The following is a 15,464-nucleotide window of genomic DNA, read 5'->3' as shown; positions in this document are numbered from 1 at the left end:
CTCAGAGCCGGACGGCGCCCTTCGGGCTGAGGGGCAGCCAGAACGCGCGGGCCGGGACGGGCGCGGGCCGCGGCGGGATCGTGCGGAGCCGCGCCTGGGTGCGCGGCCGTCCGGCCAGCCACCGCCGCGCGTACGCGGGCAGCGGACGCCCGCGCCGGACCAGGCGCACCCGGGCCAGCAGCAGCCCGCTGGACGTGGCCAGCGCCGCCAGCCATCCCGCCTGGATCGCCGCGAGGTCGTCGATGCCGAAGCCCTCCTGGTAGGTGTTCGCGCGCAGCGCCACCGACGACGACCGGCCGATGACCGGCACGCTCGGCGCGATCTGCGGCGAGGCGACCGGCGGCAGCGTCACCTGCGGGAACGCGGGGAACCCCGCCATCGGGTCGTTCGGCGGCGGCGTCAGCGGCGGCAGGTCGGGCGGCAGGCTCGACAGCGTGATCCCGGGCGGCAGCGAGCCGGACGGGGTGAGGACGATCAGGGAGAACCGCTTGGTCACGGTGGCCGCGCCGGAGGCCGACGCCGTCGCGGTGAGCTTGATCGTGCCCGGCTTGGCGTTCGCGGGGGCCGTGATGGTGGCCTTGGCGGTCCGCCCGCCGCTGCCCACGCTGCCCATCCCCTGCGCGGGGGGCGACACCGAGGCGCCCGAGGCCGACAGCCGTACCACGGTGCCGTGCGCGGTGGCCTTCGCCGAGGTCACCTTGAGCGTCGCCGTGATCGACCCGCCCGGCTTCATGCTGGAGGAGTCGGTCGACACCCACAGGCCCAGCACCGGCTTGGCGGGCGCTTGGTCGCCGCCGCCCGGGTCGCCCGTGCCCGGCCCCGGCGTGGTCTGCGTCGGGTCGGGTGTGGGCGTCTCGCTGGGGTCCGGCGTCGGGTCCTCGCTCGGGTCGGGCGTCGGGTCCTCGCTGGGATCGGGGGTCGGGTCCTCGCTCGGGTCCGGTGTCGGGTCCTCGCTGGGATCCGGCGTGGGGTCCTCGCTGGGGTCGGGCGCCGGGTCCTCGCTGGGATCGGGCGCCGTCGTCTCCTCGCTCGGCGTCGGGGAGGGATCGGGTTCGGCGATCACCGGTGGCGCCGTGGCCACCGACAGGATCGCCGCCATTCCGAGCCCGGCCACGAGGGAACCCCCCGCTCGTGAGCGCACCGCCACGCACCTCCAGGCGTCCGGTCGTCAGGTCCCGTCGGGACGGTGAGAACGTCCCGAAACCGCATGGGAGCACGGACCTGACGCCCGGATCAACCCTGTCGCCACCGCGTTGTCGGGAAGTTCGTGATCCTCCCGCACGGTTGTCATCGGGTGCGCATCCCGGCCTTCGCCGAGGCCCCGTCACGGGCGCGCACGCCGAGCGCCGCGGCGCCGTCCGCCGCCCGTCCGGTCCCGCCCCGCGGCGCGCTCACGGCGGGCCGCTTCGCCGCCTTCCGTGGCTCCTTCCTCGCCTCGGCCCGCGCCTCCTGCACCCGCTCGGCGGCCCCCGGCCGCCGCGGCCGCGGGACGGCGCCGGGACGGTCGTCGGGGCCGGGCCCGTCCCGCTCGTCCGCGGCCGTGGCCGCGCCGTCGGGCCGGGCGGCGGGCCCGTCGGGTTCGCCGAGCCCGTCCGGGACGCCCGCGCGGCGCCGCAGCCACATCGACCGCAGCACCACCTCGAGCGCGAACCGCGACTCGGGCTCGGTGAGGCGCTCGCCCAGCAGGCCCTCCAGCTTGCGCATGCGGTACCGGACGGTCTGCGGGTGGACGTGCAGCTCCTCGGCGATCTCCGCGGCGGTGCCGCGGGTGGTGAGCCAGATCCGCAGCGTCTCCAGCAGCCGCTCGCGCTGTCCCTCGTTCAGCTCCGCCAGCCCGGCCAGGGCGCGGCGGGCGATCTGGTCGAGCAGCGCGGGGTCGTTCAGCAGCCACAGCGTGATCAGGTGGTCCTCGCAGCGGGTCACCGGGCCGTCGTCCAGGATCCCCGCGTCCACCAGCGCCAGCCCCTGGCGGGCCCAGCGCAGCGAGTCGGCGGCGCCGGACGGCGGGACGGTCACGCCCGACACCGCGCGCCCCTCGGGGCACGCCGCGGCCAGCATCCGCAGCCGCTCCTCGGTCATCCTGCCGGGCACCAGCAGGCGGGGCTCGCCGTCGGTGAGGTCGGCGAGCACGTCGGAGTCCAGCGCCGTGCGCACCACCCGCGACCCGGCGGGCACGGCGACGAGCGTGACCTCCTCGGGCACCTCCCACTCGGCCAGCTCGGCCAGCTCGTCGATCGCGCGGCGGGACGCCCTGGGACGGCGCAGCAGCATCCGCAGCAGCCGCCGTCTGTGCTCCTCCAGCTCCTCGGCGGGCAGCGCCTCCAGGTAGCCCGTCAGGGCCAGCGAGGCCAGCTCGTCGATGTAGGCGAACAGCGCGTCCGCGAGCTGAGCCATCACCACCGAGGAGAGGTCGCGCTGCGGCCCGACCCGCATCACCCGCCGCCAGGCGACCTGCGCGCCGATCCTGAACGCGGCCTGCAGGTTGTCCAGCGTCCGGCCCTCCTGCGCCTCGAAACGGCCGAGCCTGCGATAGGTGTCCTCGTGCCGCTCGCGCGGCGCGTCGGGGTCGTCGATCTGATCGACGAAATGCGCGAGCGCGCGCTCGACGCCGATTTGCAGCGCCTGGACATAAGGGCCGCGAATGGGACGTCCGTATTCGGGGATCTGGTGCCTGATCTCTTCGATGATCTCCTTTGCGAGACTGGGCAGCTCGGGCCGCATCATGGCGGCCAGGTGCCTCGGCAGGGGGGCGCACAGCTCCGGCCTGCCCTGGTGGAGCGTACGCGTCATCACTGCACCTCCGAATTCGCCCAGGCCATGGGCGTGTTTCCCGCGCCGGCGGGGTCGCCGGCGAACTGTCGGCCTCGGCGAAAGGCATCTCACCCGGGAGCGCGCCGAGCGGGGGACCCCTGCACACTCCTCGGTAGTCCGGTTGTGACGTGAAGCACACCGAACGTAGATCAGAGGTCCCGGTTGTCAGGTAACGAATTATTAAAACCGCACTGTGTCACCTCCCCGAAACATCTGGTGACCCCGTTTTCGGAAGCTCCGGAAGTCCGCCCCGCCTCAAACGTTCCGCCCGTAACACCGCTTCCAGCTCGAATCGGGAATCGGGGTCGCCGAGCCGGTCCCCGAACACGTCGGTGATCTGCCGCAGCCGGTACCGGACGGTCTGCGGATGCACCTGGAGCCGGTCGGCCGTCTCCACCGCGTTCCCCTCGCTTTCCAGCCAGGCCCCCAGCGTCTCGATGAGCCGCCGCCTGCGCCCGTCGCCCATCCCGGACAGCACCGCCAGCCGCCGCCGCGCCACCTGGTCCAGCAGCGCTCCGTCGGCCAGCAGCCACAGCTCCAGCAGGTGGTCCTCGGCCCTCGCCAGCCCGGTGACGGCGAGAATCCCCGCGTCCATCAGCGCCAGCGTCCGCCGCGCCCAGCGCAGCGAGTCCGCCGCCTCCGTCGGCGGCACGGACGGCCCCAGCGCGCCGCGCCGCTCGGGCAGCGCCGCCGTCAGCATCGCCAGCCGCTCCTCGTCCAGCGGCCCCGGAACGATCAGAAACGGCTCGGCCCGGTCGAGGTCCCTCAGCACACCGGCGTCCAGCGCCTCGGGCGCCGTCCGCGCCTTCGGCGGCACCGCGACCGGGACGACCTCGGCGGGCATCCTCCACCCCGCCGCCTCCGCCGCCCGTGCCAGCACCGCCTTGCTGGGACGGGGCCGCCCCACCAGCAGCCGCAGCAGCCGTCGCCTCGCCTCGGCGCGCGAGTCGCCCACCCGCGCCCGCGCCTGCTGGAACCCCTCCACCGACAGCGAGGCCAGCTCGTCGATGTAGGCGAACAGCGCCCCCGCCAACTGCGACATCACCGCCGACGACAGCTTGTGCCGCTGGCCGATCTCGGCGACCCGCCGCCAGGCGACCTGGACGCCGATGCGGTAGGCGGCCTGCAGCGCGTCCAGGCTCCGCCCCCGGTACGCCTCGCCGCGCCCGAGCCATCGGCACAGCTCGTCGCGTCGCTCCCGCGACTCCTCCGAGCCCGAGATCCGGTCGACGAACGTGCGGAGCACCTGCTCCACGCCCAGCCGCAGCTCCTGCCGCTCGCCCCTCTCCGGCAGCCGCGCGTACGCGGGAATGGTGCGCCGGATCTCCGCCATGATGTCCTCGGCGAGCGCGTCCAATTCGGGCCGCAGAACGGCGGCGACCTGCGGCGTAAGGCGTCCTGGAGGCCGGTCCGCTCTGCCGGATTCGAGGGGGCGCGCCATCGTCGATGCTCCTTCCCGCCACCGCATCCGCGTGCCGCCGCGGACGGCGACAGGGGGTGTCCCGGCCGCGGTGGGGCCATTGCTGTCGGCGATATCGGTTGCATAACGCCCCGGGCCCGAGAGCATTCATCGGAGCCGGGGTGATCTCAGGCGCGTCAAACGTAACCCAATCGGCGGCTCCGTGCACCGGTCCAGGTGGATCATGGACGAGGCTCGTTAATGATCTTGTGATCGGCCACTGAGCAGCGCGGATGGTGTACGCGGAGTATCAGGTGCGAGGGGCGGGGCACTCACTTCCGCACAGATCTCGGTCCGGTTTCATCATCACGTGACAAGAAACGCGAGATTTTGAAGATCTTCCGCAATCAGGGCTTGTCGACCACGGACTTTAAGCTTAGTTTACTCGCTGGTAGAGCCGCCCAGGCGGAATGGAGCAGGCTAGCAGAAAGGTGCTGCCGCCCGCCGTCGATTGGGCGAAAACTCTCGTTCCATCCTGCCCGCCCCCAGTTCCACAGCCAAAGGAGCCGCCTAGAGAAGGACCGTGATATCCGCACCCCGGATCCCCACCCCTACGAGTCCGAAGAACCCGGCGACCGCCGGGTGACACCCACCCCGTAAGAGTCGGCAAGGCGCAAAGGCCGTGGAAAAGCCTCAGTGGCCGCCGGCCTCGGCCCGATGGCCGTCGCCTCCTGACCGGCCCCGACATCGTCACCGGCGCACCTCTGACATGGTTCCGCCGGCGACGGCTCCGACACCTTACCGAAAGGAACGTACCCCGTGAGTAAGCGCAAGAAAGTGGCGAGCGTCATGTTCACCGGCACCGCGGCGACCGCGCTGGTCGGCGCGGGCATCCAGCCGGCGGCCGCCGCCCAGTCGGACTGGACCATCACCCCCGGTGGCTCGGGGATCACGGGTCACAACACCACCGACGCGGTCCTCACTGTCAGCACCGGCACGGGTCCCATTTCACTGGTGTGCCCCGCCAGCACGGTGGACGCCACGGCGACCCTGAACAACACCAACGGGGCACCCCCGGTCCAGCTCGGCACCATCGACACCGCCACGTTCGGTACGTCCAGCAACCCCTGCAGCCTGTTCGGGCTCGGCGTCGTCGCCACGCTGGACAACGCCATCCCGCTCAACGCCACCGCCTTCCCCTCGGGCGGTGTGACGCAGGGAAGCCTGGGCCCCAACATCAACGCCACCATCACGGGCACCAACTTCTCCTGCAACATGCACGTGACGGGCACGACGATCGCCGGCAATTACAACAACGGCACCGGCGTCCTGGCAGTCAACCCGGCCGGGTCGCGCACGTTGCACATCGACGAAGTGAGCGGGTGTCTCGGCCTGTTCCAAGTCAGCAACAACGCGGGCTTCCAGGCCGACTTCACCGTCGACCCGAAGCAGACGATCAGCCACGAATCATAGGCGTCACGGGAATCGGCATCATTACGATCCGGGTCGTTCGGCACCCCGCGAGGGCCGCGGGCGGCCCGGATCGCCACCCGTCTGCCGAAGGACGGCCGTGTGGCTCGCGAGCCGCACGGCCGTCCGGCGTGACGGTATCGGGCCAACGGCCGAATATGGTCGGCTGCTAATCGTGACCGGGCGGTAGTCCACATTATTTCTTGCGTTGTGGCAATACCGCTGGGTGGCGATGTGGGCTTGCGCCAGCGGGTTCAATGATCTCGTCTCGCCGTGCGATTGCCGGACGGCCGGAGAGATGGAGAGGAACACCGGCATGCGATGGACCATTGGCGGATCCTCCGGCGCCTTGGCTGCCAACTGGCTTGGGGGCCGCGTCAGGTAAGCGTCCGGGTCAACGCGACCTTCCGGGCTCCGGAGTGGCGGGCCAGCCCATCCAGCCCAAGGACGTGACCGCGCGGGTCGCGTTCCCGTCGGCCTCGGCCCGATGGCCGTTGCCTCCTGGCCGGCGCTCGGCGTCGTCGCCACGCTGGACAACGCCATCCCGCTCAACGCCACCGGCTTCCCCTCGGGCGGTGTGACGCCGAACCGCCTGGGCCCCAACATCAACGTCACCATCACGGGCACCAACTTCTCCTGCAACATGCATCTGACGGGATCGGCGATCAGCGGCGATTACACCAACAGCACCGGCGTCCTGAGAGTCAACCCGACTGGGGCGCTCACGTTGCACATCGACGCGGTGAGCGGGTGTCTCGGCGTATGGCAAGTCGGCGACACGGCGGGCTTCCGTGCCGACTTCACCGTCAACCCGAAGCAGACGATCAGCCACGAATCATAGGCGTCACCGGATCGCCACCCGTCGTCCGGCGTGACGGTACCAGCCGAATATAGTCGGCTGATAATCGCGACAGCGGCCATTGTCATCCAAGTACAAAAGTGCAGTTCCTGGGTCGGTGACCTGGTTGGAAGGTTGTTCGGAGGAAATGCGGACGATACGCTACCGGGCGGTAGTCCAAATTATTCCTTGTGTTGTGGCAATACCGCTGGGTGGCGATGTGGGCTTGCGCCAGCGGGTTCGATGATCTCGTCTCGCCGTGCGATTGCCGGACGGCCGGAGAGATGGAGAGGAACACCGGCATGCGATGGACCATTGGCGGATCCTCCGGCGCCTTGGCTGGCAGGTGGGCGCGGGTCGCGGGGTTGTGCTGCATGGTTCTGCTCGTGGCCTTGATGCCTCCCGCCCGGGCTGAGATCGCCCCCCAGGAAGCGGACGTGACGCTGGACTATGGCTGCCAGTTGGCACCAGGGCCGCGTCAGGTGAGCATCCGGGTCAACGCGACCTTCCCGGGCGCCGGAGTGGTGGGCCAGCCCATCCAGCCCAAGGACGTGACCGTGCGGGTCGCGTTCCCGCCCGCCTCGGTCGCCGAGCTCGCTGGACAGGGCGTGGCGACGGTCGGCGGCGCCGTCGACCTAGGCACCACGGTGGCACAGAACGGGAAGTCGTCCGATTCCGCCTGGACCGGCCTGGCCGCGCCGGCCACGCCGGTCCCGAAGACCGGTGGACTCACCCTCGTGGCCTCCGGCCCGGTGCCACCGGTGACGGTGACGACGCCCGGTGACGTGAGGTTCACCGCAGGTCTCCTCGGCCTCACCCTCACCCCGAAGAAGACCGACGGCTCGGCCACCGACCCTGCCACCATGCTGCTGGCGTGCACGCTCAACCCGGGCCAGGGCGGTCATCTGGTCACCGTCCCGGTGTCCGAGAGCAGCACGCCGGCCGAGTCCCCGACAGCGCCGAACGCGCCGGAGACGACATCGACGCAGGCCGGTCGTCCCCGCGGGATCATCGCCGGATCCGGCGCGGACAACCTGGCCCAGACCGGCATCGATGTCTACGAGGATCTCGATGTCCGCGCCAGTGAGGTGTGCGGGGACATCGCGAACTGGCCTGCAGGGGTCGCTCTCCTGGAGGCGAGCGGATACCTGGCCGGTCACGCCAACGCCACGAAGCTGAAGAGCGCGGTAAGGGTGGGCTACCCGGTTCCCGGGCTGCTCAAGGCGGATCACCCTGGCCCCATGACCGACCCCGACTCTCGGGGCTGGATTGTGCGGGCGATTCCCGTGGACGGGGTGCAGTATAACTGCACGATGGTCGTGGCGGACCTCCGCTATCAGGGACGGAAGGAGTTTCCCCCGGCGCAAGGAGCGTTCTTGGGTTTCGGGTTCATGCCGGTCACTGCCACCGTCCACATAAGCCAGGTGCAAGACGAACCGATCTCATCCCTTGCATTCCAGCCTCTGTTTACTCCGGTCGGGGAGCCCTTCTCGATCGTTGCGACGGCGAGATTGTCGCTACGGCTGTCGGATGTGAGGGTGAACGGCGTACCGCTGGACGTGGGCGGCAACTGCCGCACCAGCGGGCATTTGACCTCTCCGCGTAGTCCCTACCGGCCGGATCGGGCGGTGCTGTTCGGCGGAGGCCCCGGTTTCAAGGTCGCGACGCCGGAATTTTCCAACGTCGCTTTTGGCGGGGCAGCGGGGGGAATGGCTACGATCCCCCAGCTCACCGGGTGTGTCACTCCGAGTGGCGAGGATGTCACCCCGCTGCTCAACGCCACGGTCGCCGGTCCCGATAATTATATGAAAATCATCATCGGCCCGCTGTGCATGGCGCAATCTGTACCAGCGAACTGTACGAACGGCTCTCAGGGTGGAGATCCTTTGAAAGTGCCGCACTGGAATGTCAGTAATGGCGGCACTTACAGCAGTTCCGGCTCTGTGACTTTCCGCCGCTCAAACACCGAGATCGTAACGTGCGACACGGACGTGTCAGGTGCCGTACCCGATGCGGTCGGCCCTCCCCGCGGCAATATCGGCACCGCGAGCTTCTCCTTCCGCAACTGCACCGGCCCCGGCGGTAGTACATGGCAGGTGGTGCAACGTGGGACGGCGGGAATGGTCGGCACCAGCTACAACGCCGACACGAGAACGGTGGAGGGCAAGATCACAGGTATACGGCTGCAGATGACCGGGACGGGCGTCCCGGGTACCAGTGGGCCATGCACGGCGGAAACCTTCGGGAGCGTAAGCCTGTCCTACACCAACCCTCCCAACGCGAGGATGACCCTCTTGACGGGCACTGGAGGCAATATTGGCAACCGTATCCAAGCCTCTACCTGCCCTAATATCCCGGCGCCCGTACCCGGTACTAGGCCACTTCCCGTTACGTTCGGCGGCGTTTTCGACCTTGGCTCTTCGCAAATCACCATCACCAGCCCCCCTGCGTCCGAGGTCGCCGGACCTTGAGTTCCATCGAGAAGCAGAAGAACGTCGGAAGCGGTTAGTCATCGTTGCTTCGGGTGTCCGGGCGGAAGGCCGTGCGGTGGTCCGGGGCCGAGATTGGTTGGTGATCATGCAGGAGTCCGTAGCCGAGGTGACGTCTGCCGGTGTGTTCCCGATGGGGGCGTCCGCCGAGCCGGTGTTCGTGTTGTGCGCGGCGAGGTCAGGGTCGACGCTGCTGCGTTTCCTGCTCGACGCGCACCCGGACCTGGCGTGCCCGCCGGAGACCAATGTGCCCACCTTGTGCGGGCAACTGGCCACGGTGTGGTCGCTGATCGAAGGGGCACCGCTGTCACAGAACCGGGGCGACGAGCCGCCGGAGATACCGGACGCGGCGATCGCCGGGGTCCGCGAGACGATGGACCGGATGGTCGGGTCGTACCTGGCCCGGCGAGGCAAGAAGCGGTACTGCGACAAGAGCCTGGGCACGGCCCAGTTCGCCTACCTCATGAGCCGGGTGTGGCCGGAGTCGAAGTTCCTGTGCCTGTTCCGGCATCCGATGGACGTGATCGCGTCCGGGATCGAGGCGTGCCCGTGGGGGCTGCAGGGGTACGGGTTCGACCGGTATGGCGCGGAGAGCCCGGGCAACTCGGTGTTCGCGCTGGCCCGATTCTGGGTGGACAACGCGGCCACGATCCTGGCCGCGCGGGACCGGTACCCGGACCGGTGCCACACGGTCCGGTACGAGGACCTGGTCGCCGACCCGGAGAGCGTCGCACAGGGGATCTTCGACTTCCTGGGAGTACCGCGGGTACCGGGCATCTCGGAGTACTGCTTCTCGCCCGAGCGGGAGAGGTTCGGGCCGGCGGACTACAAGATCTGGCACACCTCGAAGATCACGTCCGACTCGGTGGGCCGGGGATGGTCCATCCCTGCGGGCCTGATCCCGGCCCAGGTGCGCGCCACGATGAACGAGCTGGCGGGCAAGCTGGGCTACGTCCCCGTGGACGAGGGCTGGGGCACCGCCGACGCGCCCGCCGACCTGCGCGCCGACATCGGCGACCCGCAGGCGGTGAAGGCGCCCGCCGACGCCGGAGGCGCACCGGCCGCCATCTCCGTCCCAGGGTTGGTCGAGCGCCTCAACGCCGCGCTGTCGCGGATCGACGACCGGTTCGTCCAGGACTGGGACCCGTACTCCAAGGATTCCTTCACCGTGGTGGTCACGCCTTCCGCCGAGGCGGCGCCCGGCGGCGGCTCCGGGTGGCTGGTCGACCTGGAGGCGCGTACGGTCACCCCGCTGCAGGGCACCGGCGTTGAGGGAGACGCCGAAGACGAAGACGAAGACGAAGACAGTGACTGGGACATCATCGGTTCCGCCGAGACCTGGGAGTCGGTGATAGACGGCACCCTCAACCTTTCGGTGGCGCTGCGCCGCTACCAGCTTCGGTACACCGCCGAGGACGGCGCCAGCGGGGTGGCCTCCGTCGCCAGGGTCGGCATGCTCTCGGAGTTGCTCGGCCTGAGCTCGTGGAACCGGCCCGTGCAGACGGACCGGGACCAGGGCGCCGCGCCGGACGCGTCACTGGTGGGAGAGCGGCCATGAGCCTCGGCAGGTCGCGTCCCAAGGATGCCAAGGCCGGTGGCCGGACCCACGGCCGTCCGGCCGTCCGGCCGGCCGGTGACACCGATACCGGTGGGGGCGGCCGCACCGCTCCGGTCATCCTGATGAGTTACTCCCAGGCTGGGATGTGGCGGCTGCGGAATCTGCTGTCGGATCGCTCCGACCTGGCGTTCACCCAGGGCACCGGGCTGCTGCCATTGTGCGAGCAAGCGCTCGCCACATGGGGGCATGTGGAAGGAAGACGTCCCCAAGCGCCCCCCTCCGCGATGGCCGTCGCCTCCGTCCGCTCCCTGCTGAAGGGCATGATCACCGCGCTTGTGCTCAAGACCGGCCGTTCGCGCTGGTGCGAGGTGGCGGTCGCGCAGCAGGGATCCGCCGAGGCGTTCCTGCAGGTGTTCCCCAAGGCCCGGTTCGTGTGCCTGCACCGGTCCTGCCCGGACGTGATCTACTCGATCCTTCAGGCCAACCACCCGTGGGGACTGTCCGGCCCGGCGTTCGCGTCGTTCGTCACCGCCCACCCGGACAGCGCCGTCAGCGCGCTTGCCGCCTACTGGGTCGCCCATGCCGGGCCGCTGCTCGCGTTCGAGGAGGCCCATCCGGAATCCTGCCTGCGCGTCCGGTACGAGGACCTGGCGACCGTGCCGGACCAGGTGGAGCGAGATCTGCGGGAATTCCTCGGCCCGGACGAGGGCATGGCGTCGCTGCCGCCCCTGCCGGGCGGCGGCGACGAGGTACCGGACTTCACCGGCCCGATGGCTCCCGGCTGCGGGGACGGCATTCCGGCCGACCAGCTTCCCCCGACGCTGCTGGCCCAGGTCAACGACCTGCAAGGCAAGCTGGGCCATCCCCCGCTGGACCGGCCTTCCGACTGACGTCTCCATCGACCGCCCCGAACCGCACTGCCGCCGCGCCTGTCCTCGCGGGACCATCGATAATGGCGGCGCGCGACGCCGCGCGTGGGTGACCAGTGTGGACACACGCGGGGCGGTCGCCTCTTGTTCCCTCTATCAACCGAGTACGGGACCGCTCGCGCCTGCGAGCGGGAGGCCGGTGATCTGGCATGAATCGAGGCCCGCCGTCCGTGTGGTGGACGACGGGCCTCGATGCGGGGGTGTCGGAACGAAGGCTGATGTCAGGCCCCGAACCCGCCCCGGGTTACGCGGTTACCCGGGGGTGACCGTGGGTGTGCTCAGGTTCAGCGTGATCGTGTTGTTGGCGCCCGGAATGACCAAGTTGATCAACCAGGTGGACAGGAGGCAGTTCTCGAATTTGGGGATGGTGTAGGTGCCCGTGAACGTGCCGCCGGTCAGGACGCCCCAGTCGGGGCCGGAGTTCAGCGTGAGATCCACAGGAGTCTCGGTCTGGCAGTTGTTGCCGACCAGCGCCGGAATGCCGGCGATCTTGACGTTGGAGAGCTTGATGTTCATCTTCGCCTTGGCCTCGGTCGCGCCGCCGCGCGGGTCGACGAAGGCCGTGGACTGGCCCACTTCGGTGAACGTCACGGTCGTGGACACGGGGAGGAAACCGATCAGCTCGAACGAACCGGACGCCGGAGGCAGGTTGACGCTCGCGGTCGCTTCACCCGTGGCCACGTCGAGGCGCGCGCTCAGCGTGCCGGGGCCGAGGGCCAGATCGTCGTCGGGCCCGGCGATGTGGCTCGTGCCGGTGAACGGGTAGCTCACGTTGAGGAACGGAGCCGCCTGGGCGACGCCCGGCACCGAGAGAACGGCGGCCGCCGCGGTCGACGCGGTGGCCAGTGCGGCGATCTTGCGGATTCTGGACCGGCGGGTCTTCGTGCGCGCCATAAGCTCCTCCTGAAGGGGCGGGATCGGCGGCGTGGACGGTGGATCGGGGTGCGAACGACCGGTGATTCCGGATGACGATCACGTGTGGCGGACATCGACCGGCCGCCACCGGGCGAGGTCGATTCGCCCGGTCACACAGGGGAAATGTCGTTGCCGACATATCGGATGGCTGGACGAATGTAGATTAACGCCGCCTGGAAAAGGTGACAAGAGCAGGAAGGGAAATGGCCAGAATGGGCGGATCGCATTGTCGCCATCGGATAAGTGGGCGCCGTTCTTTGTTTCCCGGTGATGAACGCGCTCCCGGTCCCCGACGGGAATGTTCACAACCTCACCTCGGATACCCCCTTCCCTCCTGGTCGTGCCCCTGGAAGGGAGCGAGGCGCATCGCTCCGGGTCCTGGTTCGCCCCGGCCTTTGCACGGGCCTGGAGCGGCCCGAACGCCGGCCACTCGGCCCATGGCGGCCGCCCGGCCTTGGTCAGCGCCGACGTGGCCGTCTGGTCGTCTACGCCTCGATGAGCCAGGAGTACGCCCGGCACGACGGCCACGCCGACCAGCTCCGCGAAAGCGTCGACGGCCGCACCGGGCGGCAGCACGGTACGGGCAGGTGTCAGTCGGCCGACTCGCCGCACGACGCGAGGTGCCAGGTCATCGTGATGGTGCCCGCGAACGAGGGCCCGTCCGGCGGCAGCCGGGACTCAAGGGCCGTCCGGTCGAGAAGGGCGCCGTAGACGGCCTCCGGCCGCGAACTCGGCGGCTGTGAGGGGCTCCAGCGGAAGGTCAGTTACCCGGCTGAGCGCCCGACCTCGCGGGGAGGCTCTTCAGGCATGCCTTGAGCGCGGCCTGGGCCTTGGCGGTGTCGGCCCCAGGGGACGGCGACCAGAGCGATCCGTCGGTCGGCAGCACGACGCCATGCTCACGCAGGCAGTCCGCCAACACCTTCTTGATCGTGGCCCGAGCGGCCGGGCCGCTCGGCTGACCGGAGGGCCGCCCACTGCGTGGGGCCGAAGTGCTGGGCGCCGGCTGAGCGGAGGGACTGGCCGAGGGCGACGAAACGGCGGCATTCGGCGTGCCCGACGCCGTCGGCGGCGCCGCACCCGCGCCGTCCTCGTCGGACCCGCCGCAGGAGACCAGGACCAGCCACGCGGCGACCGCCGCCACCGACCATTTGACCGCATGGCTGGAGCACTTCATGGGGCGGGCCGTCCTCACTCCATCAAAGTTCCGATTGGACCTTAGTAGCCTGACTCATCAGGCCGACCCACGGCAATATTCACAAGTGGCAATTCTGTGCGGAGTGATTGTCACCGAGTGAGCAGTCACGAAGGCGGACCTGACCAGCAACGATGGTGAATCGCATGGCCTCGGCGTGTGCGGTGCCACGCGGGGTGAGAAGGCGAGGAGAACATTCGTAAAAGAACCTACCGCGAACAAGCCCGGCTGAGCCGGTGCGCGCGGTCTGAGGTCACACGCAGATCATGTCCACGCCCGCGGTGAAGGAGATCTCGCCCTTCGAGCGGTCGGGCGGCCAGACGATGGGCTCCGCCACGAGCTCACAGTCGAAGAGCCCTCACGAGCCGGCCTGCTCTCGACGTCGTCGATCGCCTTCTCGATGGCGCGTTGGGCCGTCAGGCCACGTCCGAAGCCGTTTCACACCGGGACCTCGTCGGCCGCGGCGGGGGCGCCCATGGAGACGACCGCGGCGGCGGTCAGGACCGCCAGGAAGGCGTTCACGGTTCTGGGCCGGAGTGCTCGCGACCTCATGTCGGACGGTTCGCCCCGGCGCCGACCGGACGACCGCGTCGATGCAGGTCAGAGTGGGGCGAGCACCATGGCCGACGGTGGTCAGCGTTCCGCGGAGCAGGACGTCCCCTCGTCGAGCTTCCTCCCAGGACGGGGAGCGCAACCGGAGGCGGTAGGGATGATCCTTCTGCCATGCTGGGCCGATGGTGTGGACTGCACCCGAGGTCGAACGTTCGTTGCGGTTCCTGGAACTACCGACAGGGGATGAGCGAGCCCTGGCCGATGCGTGGCTGGACCACCACCGGCAGACGCTTCTGTGGAAGTGCGGTGGCCTGACCGCCGAACAGTTGAAGCTGCGCGCCGTGGAGCCCTCCGAGCTGACGTTGCTCGGGCTCGTCCGCCATATGGCCGAGGTCGAACGGGACTGGTTCCGGACGAGGTTCGCCGGCGAGCAGGTGCCGTACCTGTACGTGACCGACGAAGACCTCAACGCCGAGTTCGACGTGGAGGACGCCGACGCCGAGGCCGATCTCGCCACGTACACGCGTGAGATCGAGGTCGTCCGGGGGATGGTCGCCGATCGTGCGCTGGACGAGGTCTATGTCGATCCGCGCCGCAAGCACGAGATGAGCCTGCGCTGGGTCTACGCCTCGATGATCCAGGAGTACGCCCGGCACAACGGCCACGCCGACCTGCTCCGCGAACGCATCGACGGCCGCACCGGCCAGTAGCGCGGCACGGGCCGGTGTCAGTCGGCCGACTCGACGTACGACGCGAGGTTGGCCAGCGAGGAGGCGATGCCGTTCTCGTGGACGGCCTGGTCGATGCCGGGAGGCACGCCCGTGGCGGTGACGGTGACCTCGGTCCCGTCGTCCGGTCGAGAAGGGCGCCGTAGACGGCTTCCGGTGGTGCCGCGATCACCCGGCCTGCCCGGTCGATCCTGCCGATGGTCACGGCTCCCGGCGCTTGATCCAGCTCACCAGGGAGCCGAACTCCGTGGGCGTGAGGGTGAGGTGTCCGCCCTCTGGGTCTTTGGAGTCCCTCACGCCGACGCCCCGTTCGAGACGCTTCAGCTCGACGCAGTGCTGGTCGTTGACGCCGCCGCTGTGAGTGCTCTTTCGCCACCGTACGGTCATGGTTAAGGCTCCTGGCGCTGTTTGATTCAGTTCATGAGGGTTCCGGAACCGGAGGGTGTGAGGGTGAGGTGCCCGGCATCCGGGTTCTTGGAGCCCCGGATGCCGACACCCTGCTTGAGGCGAGCCAGTTCCACGCACTGATTGTCGTTGATACCACCGGTGTGGGAACTCTTGCGCCACTGCATGATCACGCTAG

14 protein-coding genes are annotated in these 15,464 nt (G+C 69.5%); 7 read left to right on the top strand and 7 right to left on the bottom strand.

Going from position 1 to position 15,464, the window contains the following annotated elements:
- Position 1: 1 nt before the first annotated feature.
- The 3 genes from ACGWYJ_RS33390 to ACGWYJ_RS33380 form a co-directional block, all read right to left on the bottom strand.
- On the bottom strand, positions 2–1,114 hold the full coding sequence (locus ACGWYJ_RS33390; protein WP_395110513.1) for a hypothetical protein: 1,113 nt from the start codon (positions 1,112–1,114) through the stop codon (positions 2–4).
- Positions 1,115–1,287: 173 nt separating this feature from the next.
- On the bottom strand, positions 1,288–2,790 hold the full coding sequence (locus ACGWYJ_RS33385; RefSeq protein WP_395110511.1) for a helix-turn-helix domain-containing protein: 1,503 nt from the start codon (positions 2,788–2,790) through the stop codon (positions 1,288–1,290).
- Positions 2,791–3,007: 217 nt separating this feature from the next.
- A complete protein-coding gene (locus tag ACGWYJ_RS33380; protein WP_395110509.1) occupies positions 3,008–4,252 on the bottom strand; it encodes a PucR family transcriptional regulator in 1,245 nt (414 codons plus the stop codon).
- A 777-nt stretch (positions 4,253–5,029) separates the two neighbouring features.
- On the opposite strand from ACGWYJ_RS33380, the gene ACGWYJ_RS33375 reads away from it, so the two are divergent.
- The 5 genes from ACGWYJ_RS33375 to ACGWYJ_RS33355 all read left to right on the top strand — a co-directional run bounded on the left by ACGWYJ_RS33375 (position 5,030) and on the right by ACGWYJ_RS33355 (position 11,455).
- Positions 5,030–5,683, top strand: a complete 654-nt coding sequence (locus ACGWYJ_RS33375; RefSeq protein ID WP_395110507.1) for a hypothetical protein — start codon at positions 5,030–5,032, stop codon at positions 5,681–5,683.
- A gap of 484 nt (positions 5,684–6,167) precedes the next feature.
- A complete protein-coding gene (locus ACGWYJ_RS33370) occupies positions 6,168–6,521 on the top strand; it encodes a hypothetical protein (RefSeq protein ID WP_395110506.1) in 354 nt (117 codons plus the stop codon).
- Between the two features lie 371 nt (positions 6,522–6,892).
- Positions 6,893–8,989: a DUF6801 domain-containing protein gene (locus ACGWYJ_RS33365; RefSeq protein ID WP_395110504.1), complete on the top strand. Its 2,097-nt coding sequence runs from the start codon at positions 6,893–6,895 to the stop codon at positions 8,987–8,989.
- A gap of 106 nt (positions 8,990–9,095) precedes the next feature.
- Positions 9,096–10,565 (top strand): sulfotransferase family protein, encoded by a 1,470-nt coding sequence (locus ACGWYJ_RS33360; protein ID WP_395110502.1) that lies wholly within the window; start codon positions 9,096–9,098, stop codon positions 10,563–10,565.
- The gene (locus tag ACGWYJ_RS33355) at positions 10,562–11,455 is read left to right on the top strand and encodes a sulfotransferase (protein ID WP_395110500.1); all 894 of its coding nucleotides are present in this window, start codon (positions 10,562–10,564) and stop codon (positions 11,453–11,455) included. The genes ACGWYJ_RS33360 and ACGWYJ_RS33355 overlap by 4 nt, the downstream gene beginning before the upstream one ends.
- Positions 11,456–11,746: 291 nt before the next feature.
- Here the strand turns inward: ACGWYJ_RS33355 and ACGWYJ_RS33350 are convergent, their stop codons facing one another.
- Positions 11,747–12,388, bottom strand: a complete 642-nt coding sequence (locus ACGWYJ_RS33350) for a hypothetical protein (RefSeq protein ID WP_395110498.1) — start codon at positions 12,386–12,388, stop codon at positions 11,747–11,749.
- A 291-nt stretch (positions 12,389–12,679) separates the two neighbouring features.
- Between ACGWYJ_RS33350 and ACGWYJ_RS33345 the strand changes: the two genes are divergently transcribed.
- The gene (locus ACGWYJ_RS33345) at positions 12,680–13,120 is read left to right on the top strand and encodes a DUF664 domain-containing protein (RefSeq protein WP_395110496.1); all 441 of its coding nucleotides are present in this window, start codon (positions 12,680–12,682) and stop codon (positions 13,118–13,120) included.
- Positions 13,121–13,169: 49 nt separating this feature from the next.
- Here ACGWYJ_RS33345 and ACGWYJ_RS33340 read toward each other — a convergent pair whose 3' ends face one another.
- A complete protein-coding gene (locus ACGWYJ_RS33340) occupies positions 13,170–13,583 on the bottom strand; it encodes a hypothetical protein (protein ID WP_395110494.1) in 414 nt (137 codons plus the stop codon).
- Between the two features lie 752 nt (positions 13,584–14,335).
- Between ACGWYJ_RS33340 and ACGWYJ_RS33335 the strand changes: the two genes are divergently transcribed.
- On the top strand, positions 14,336–14,863 hold the full coding sequence (locus ACGWYJ_RS33335; RefSeq protein WP_395110492.1) for a DinB family protein: 528 nt from the start codon (positions 14,336–14,338) through the stop codon (positions 14,861–14,863).
- Positions 14,864–15,082: 219 nt separating this feature from the next.
- On the opposite strand, the gene ACGWYJ_RS33330 is transcribed toward ACGWYJ_RS33335, so the two are convergent.
- Entirely contained in the window at positions 15,083–15,268 is a 186-nt protein-coding gene (locus tag ACGWYJ_RS33330) for a DUF397 domain-containing protein (RefSeq protein ID WP_395110490.1), read from the bottom strand.
- A 26-nt stretch (positions 15,269–15,294) separates the two neighbouring features.
- Positions 15,295–15,453, bottom strand: a complete 159-nt coding sequence (locus ACGWYJ_RS33325; RefSeq protein ID WP_395110540.1) for a DUF397 domain-containing protein — start codon at positions 15,451–15,453, stop codon at positions 15,295–15,297.
- Between the last annotated feature and the right edge of the window lie 11 nt (positions 15,454–15,464).

This window comes from Actinomadura sp. SCN-SB (assembly GCF_043906805.1).
Taxonomy (GTDB): domain Bacteria; phylum Actinomycetota; class Actinomycetes; order Streptosporangiales; family Streptosporangiaceae; genus Spirillospora.
Note: the sequence above shows the minus strand (reverse complement) of the source record. Positions and strands in the feature narration are given on the sequence as shown.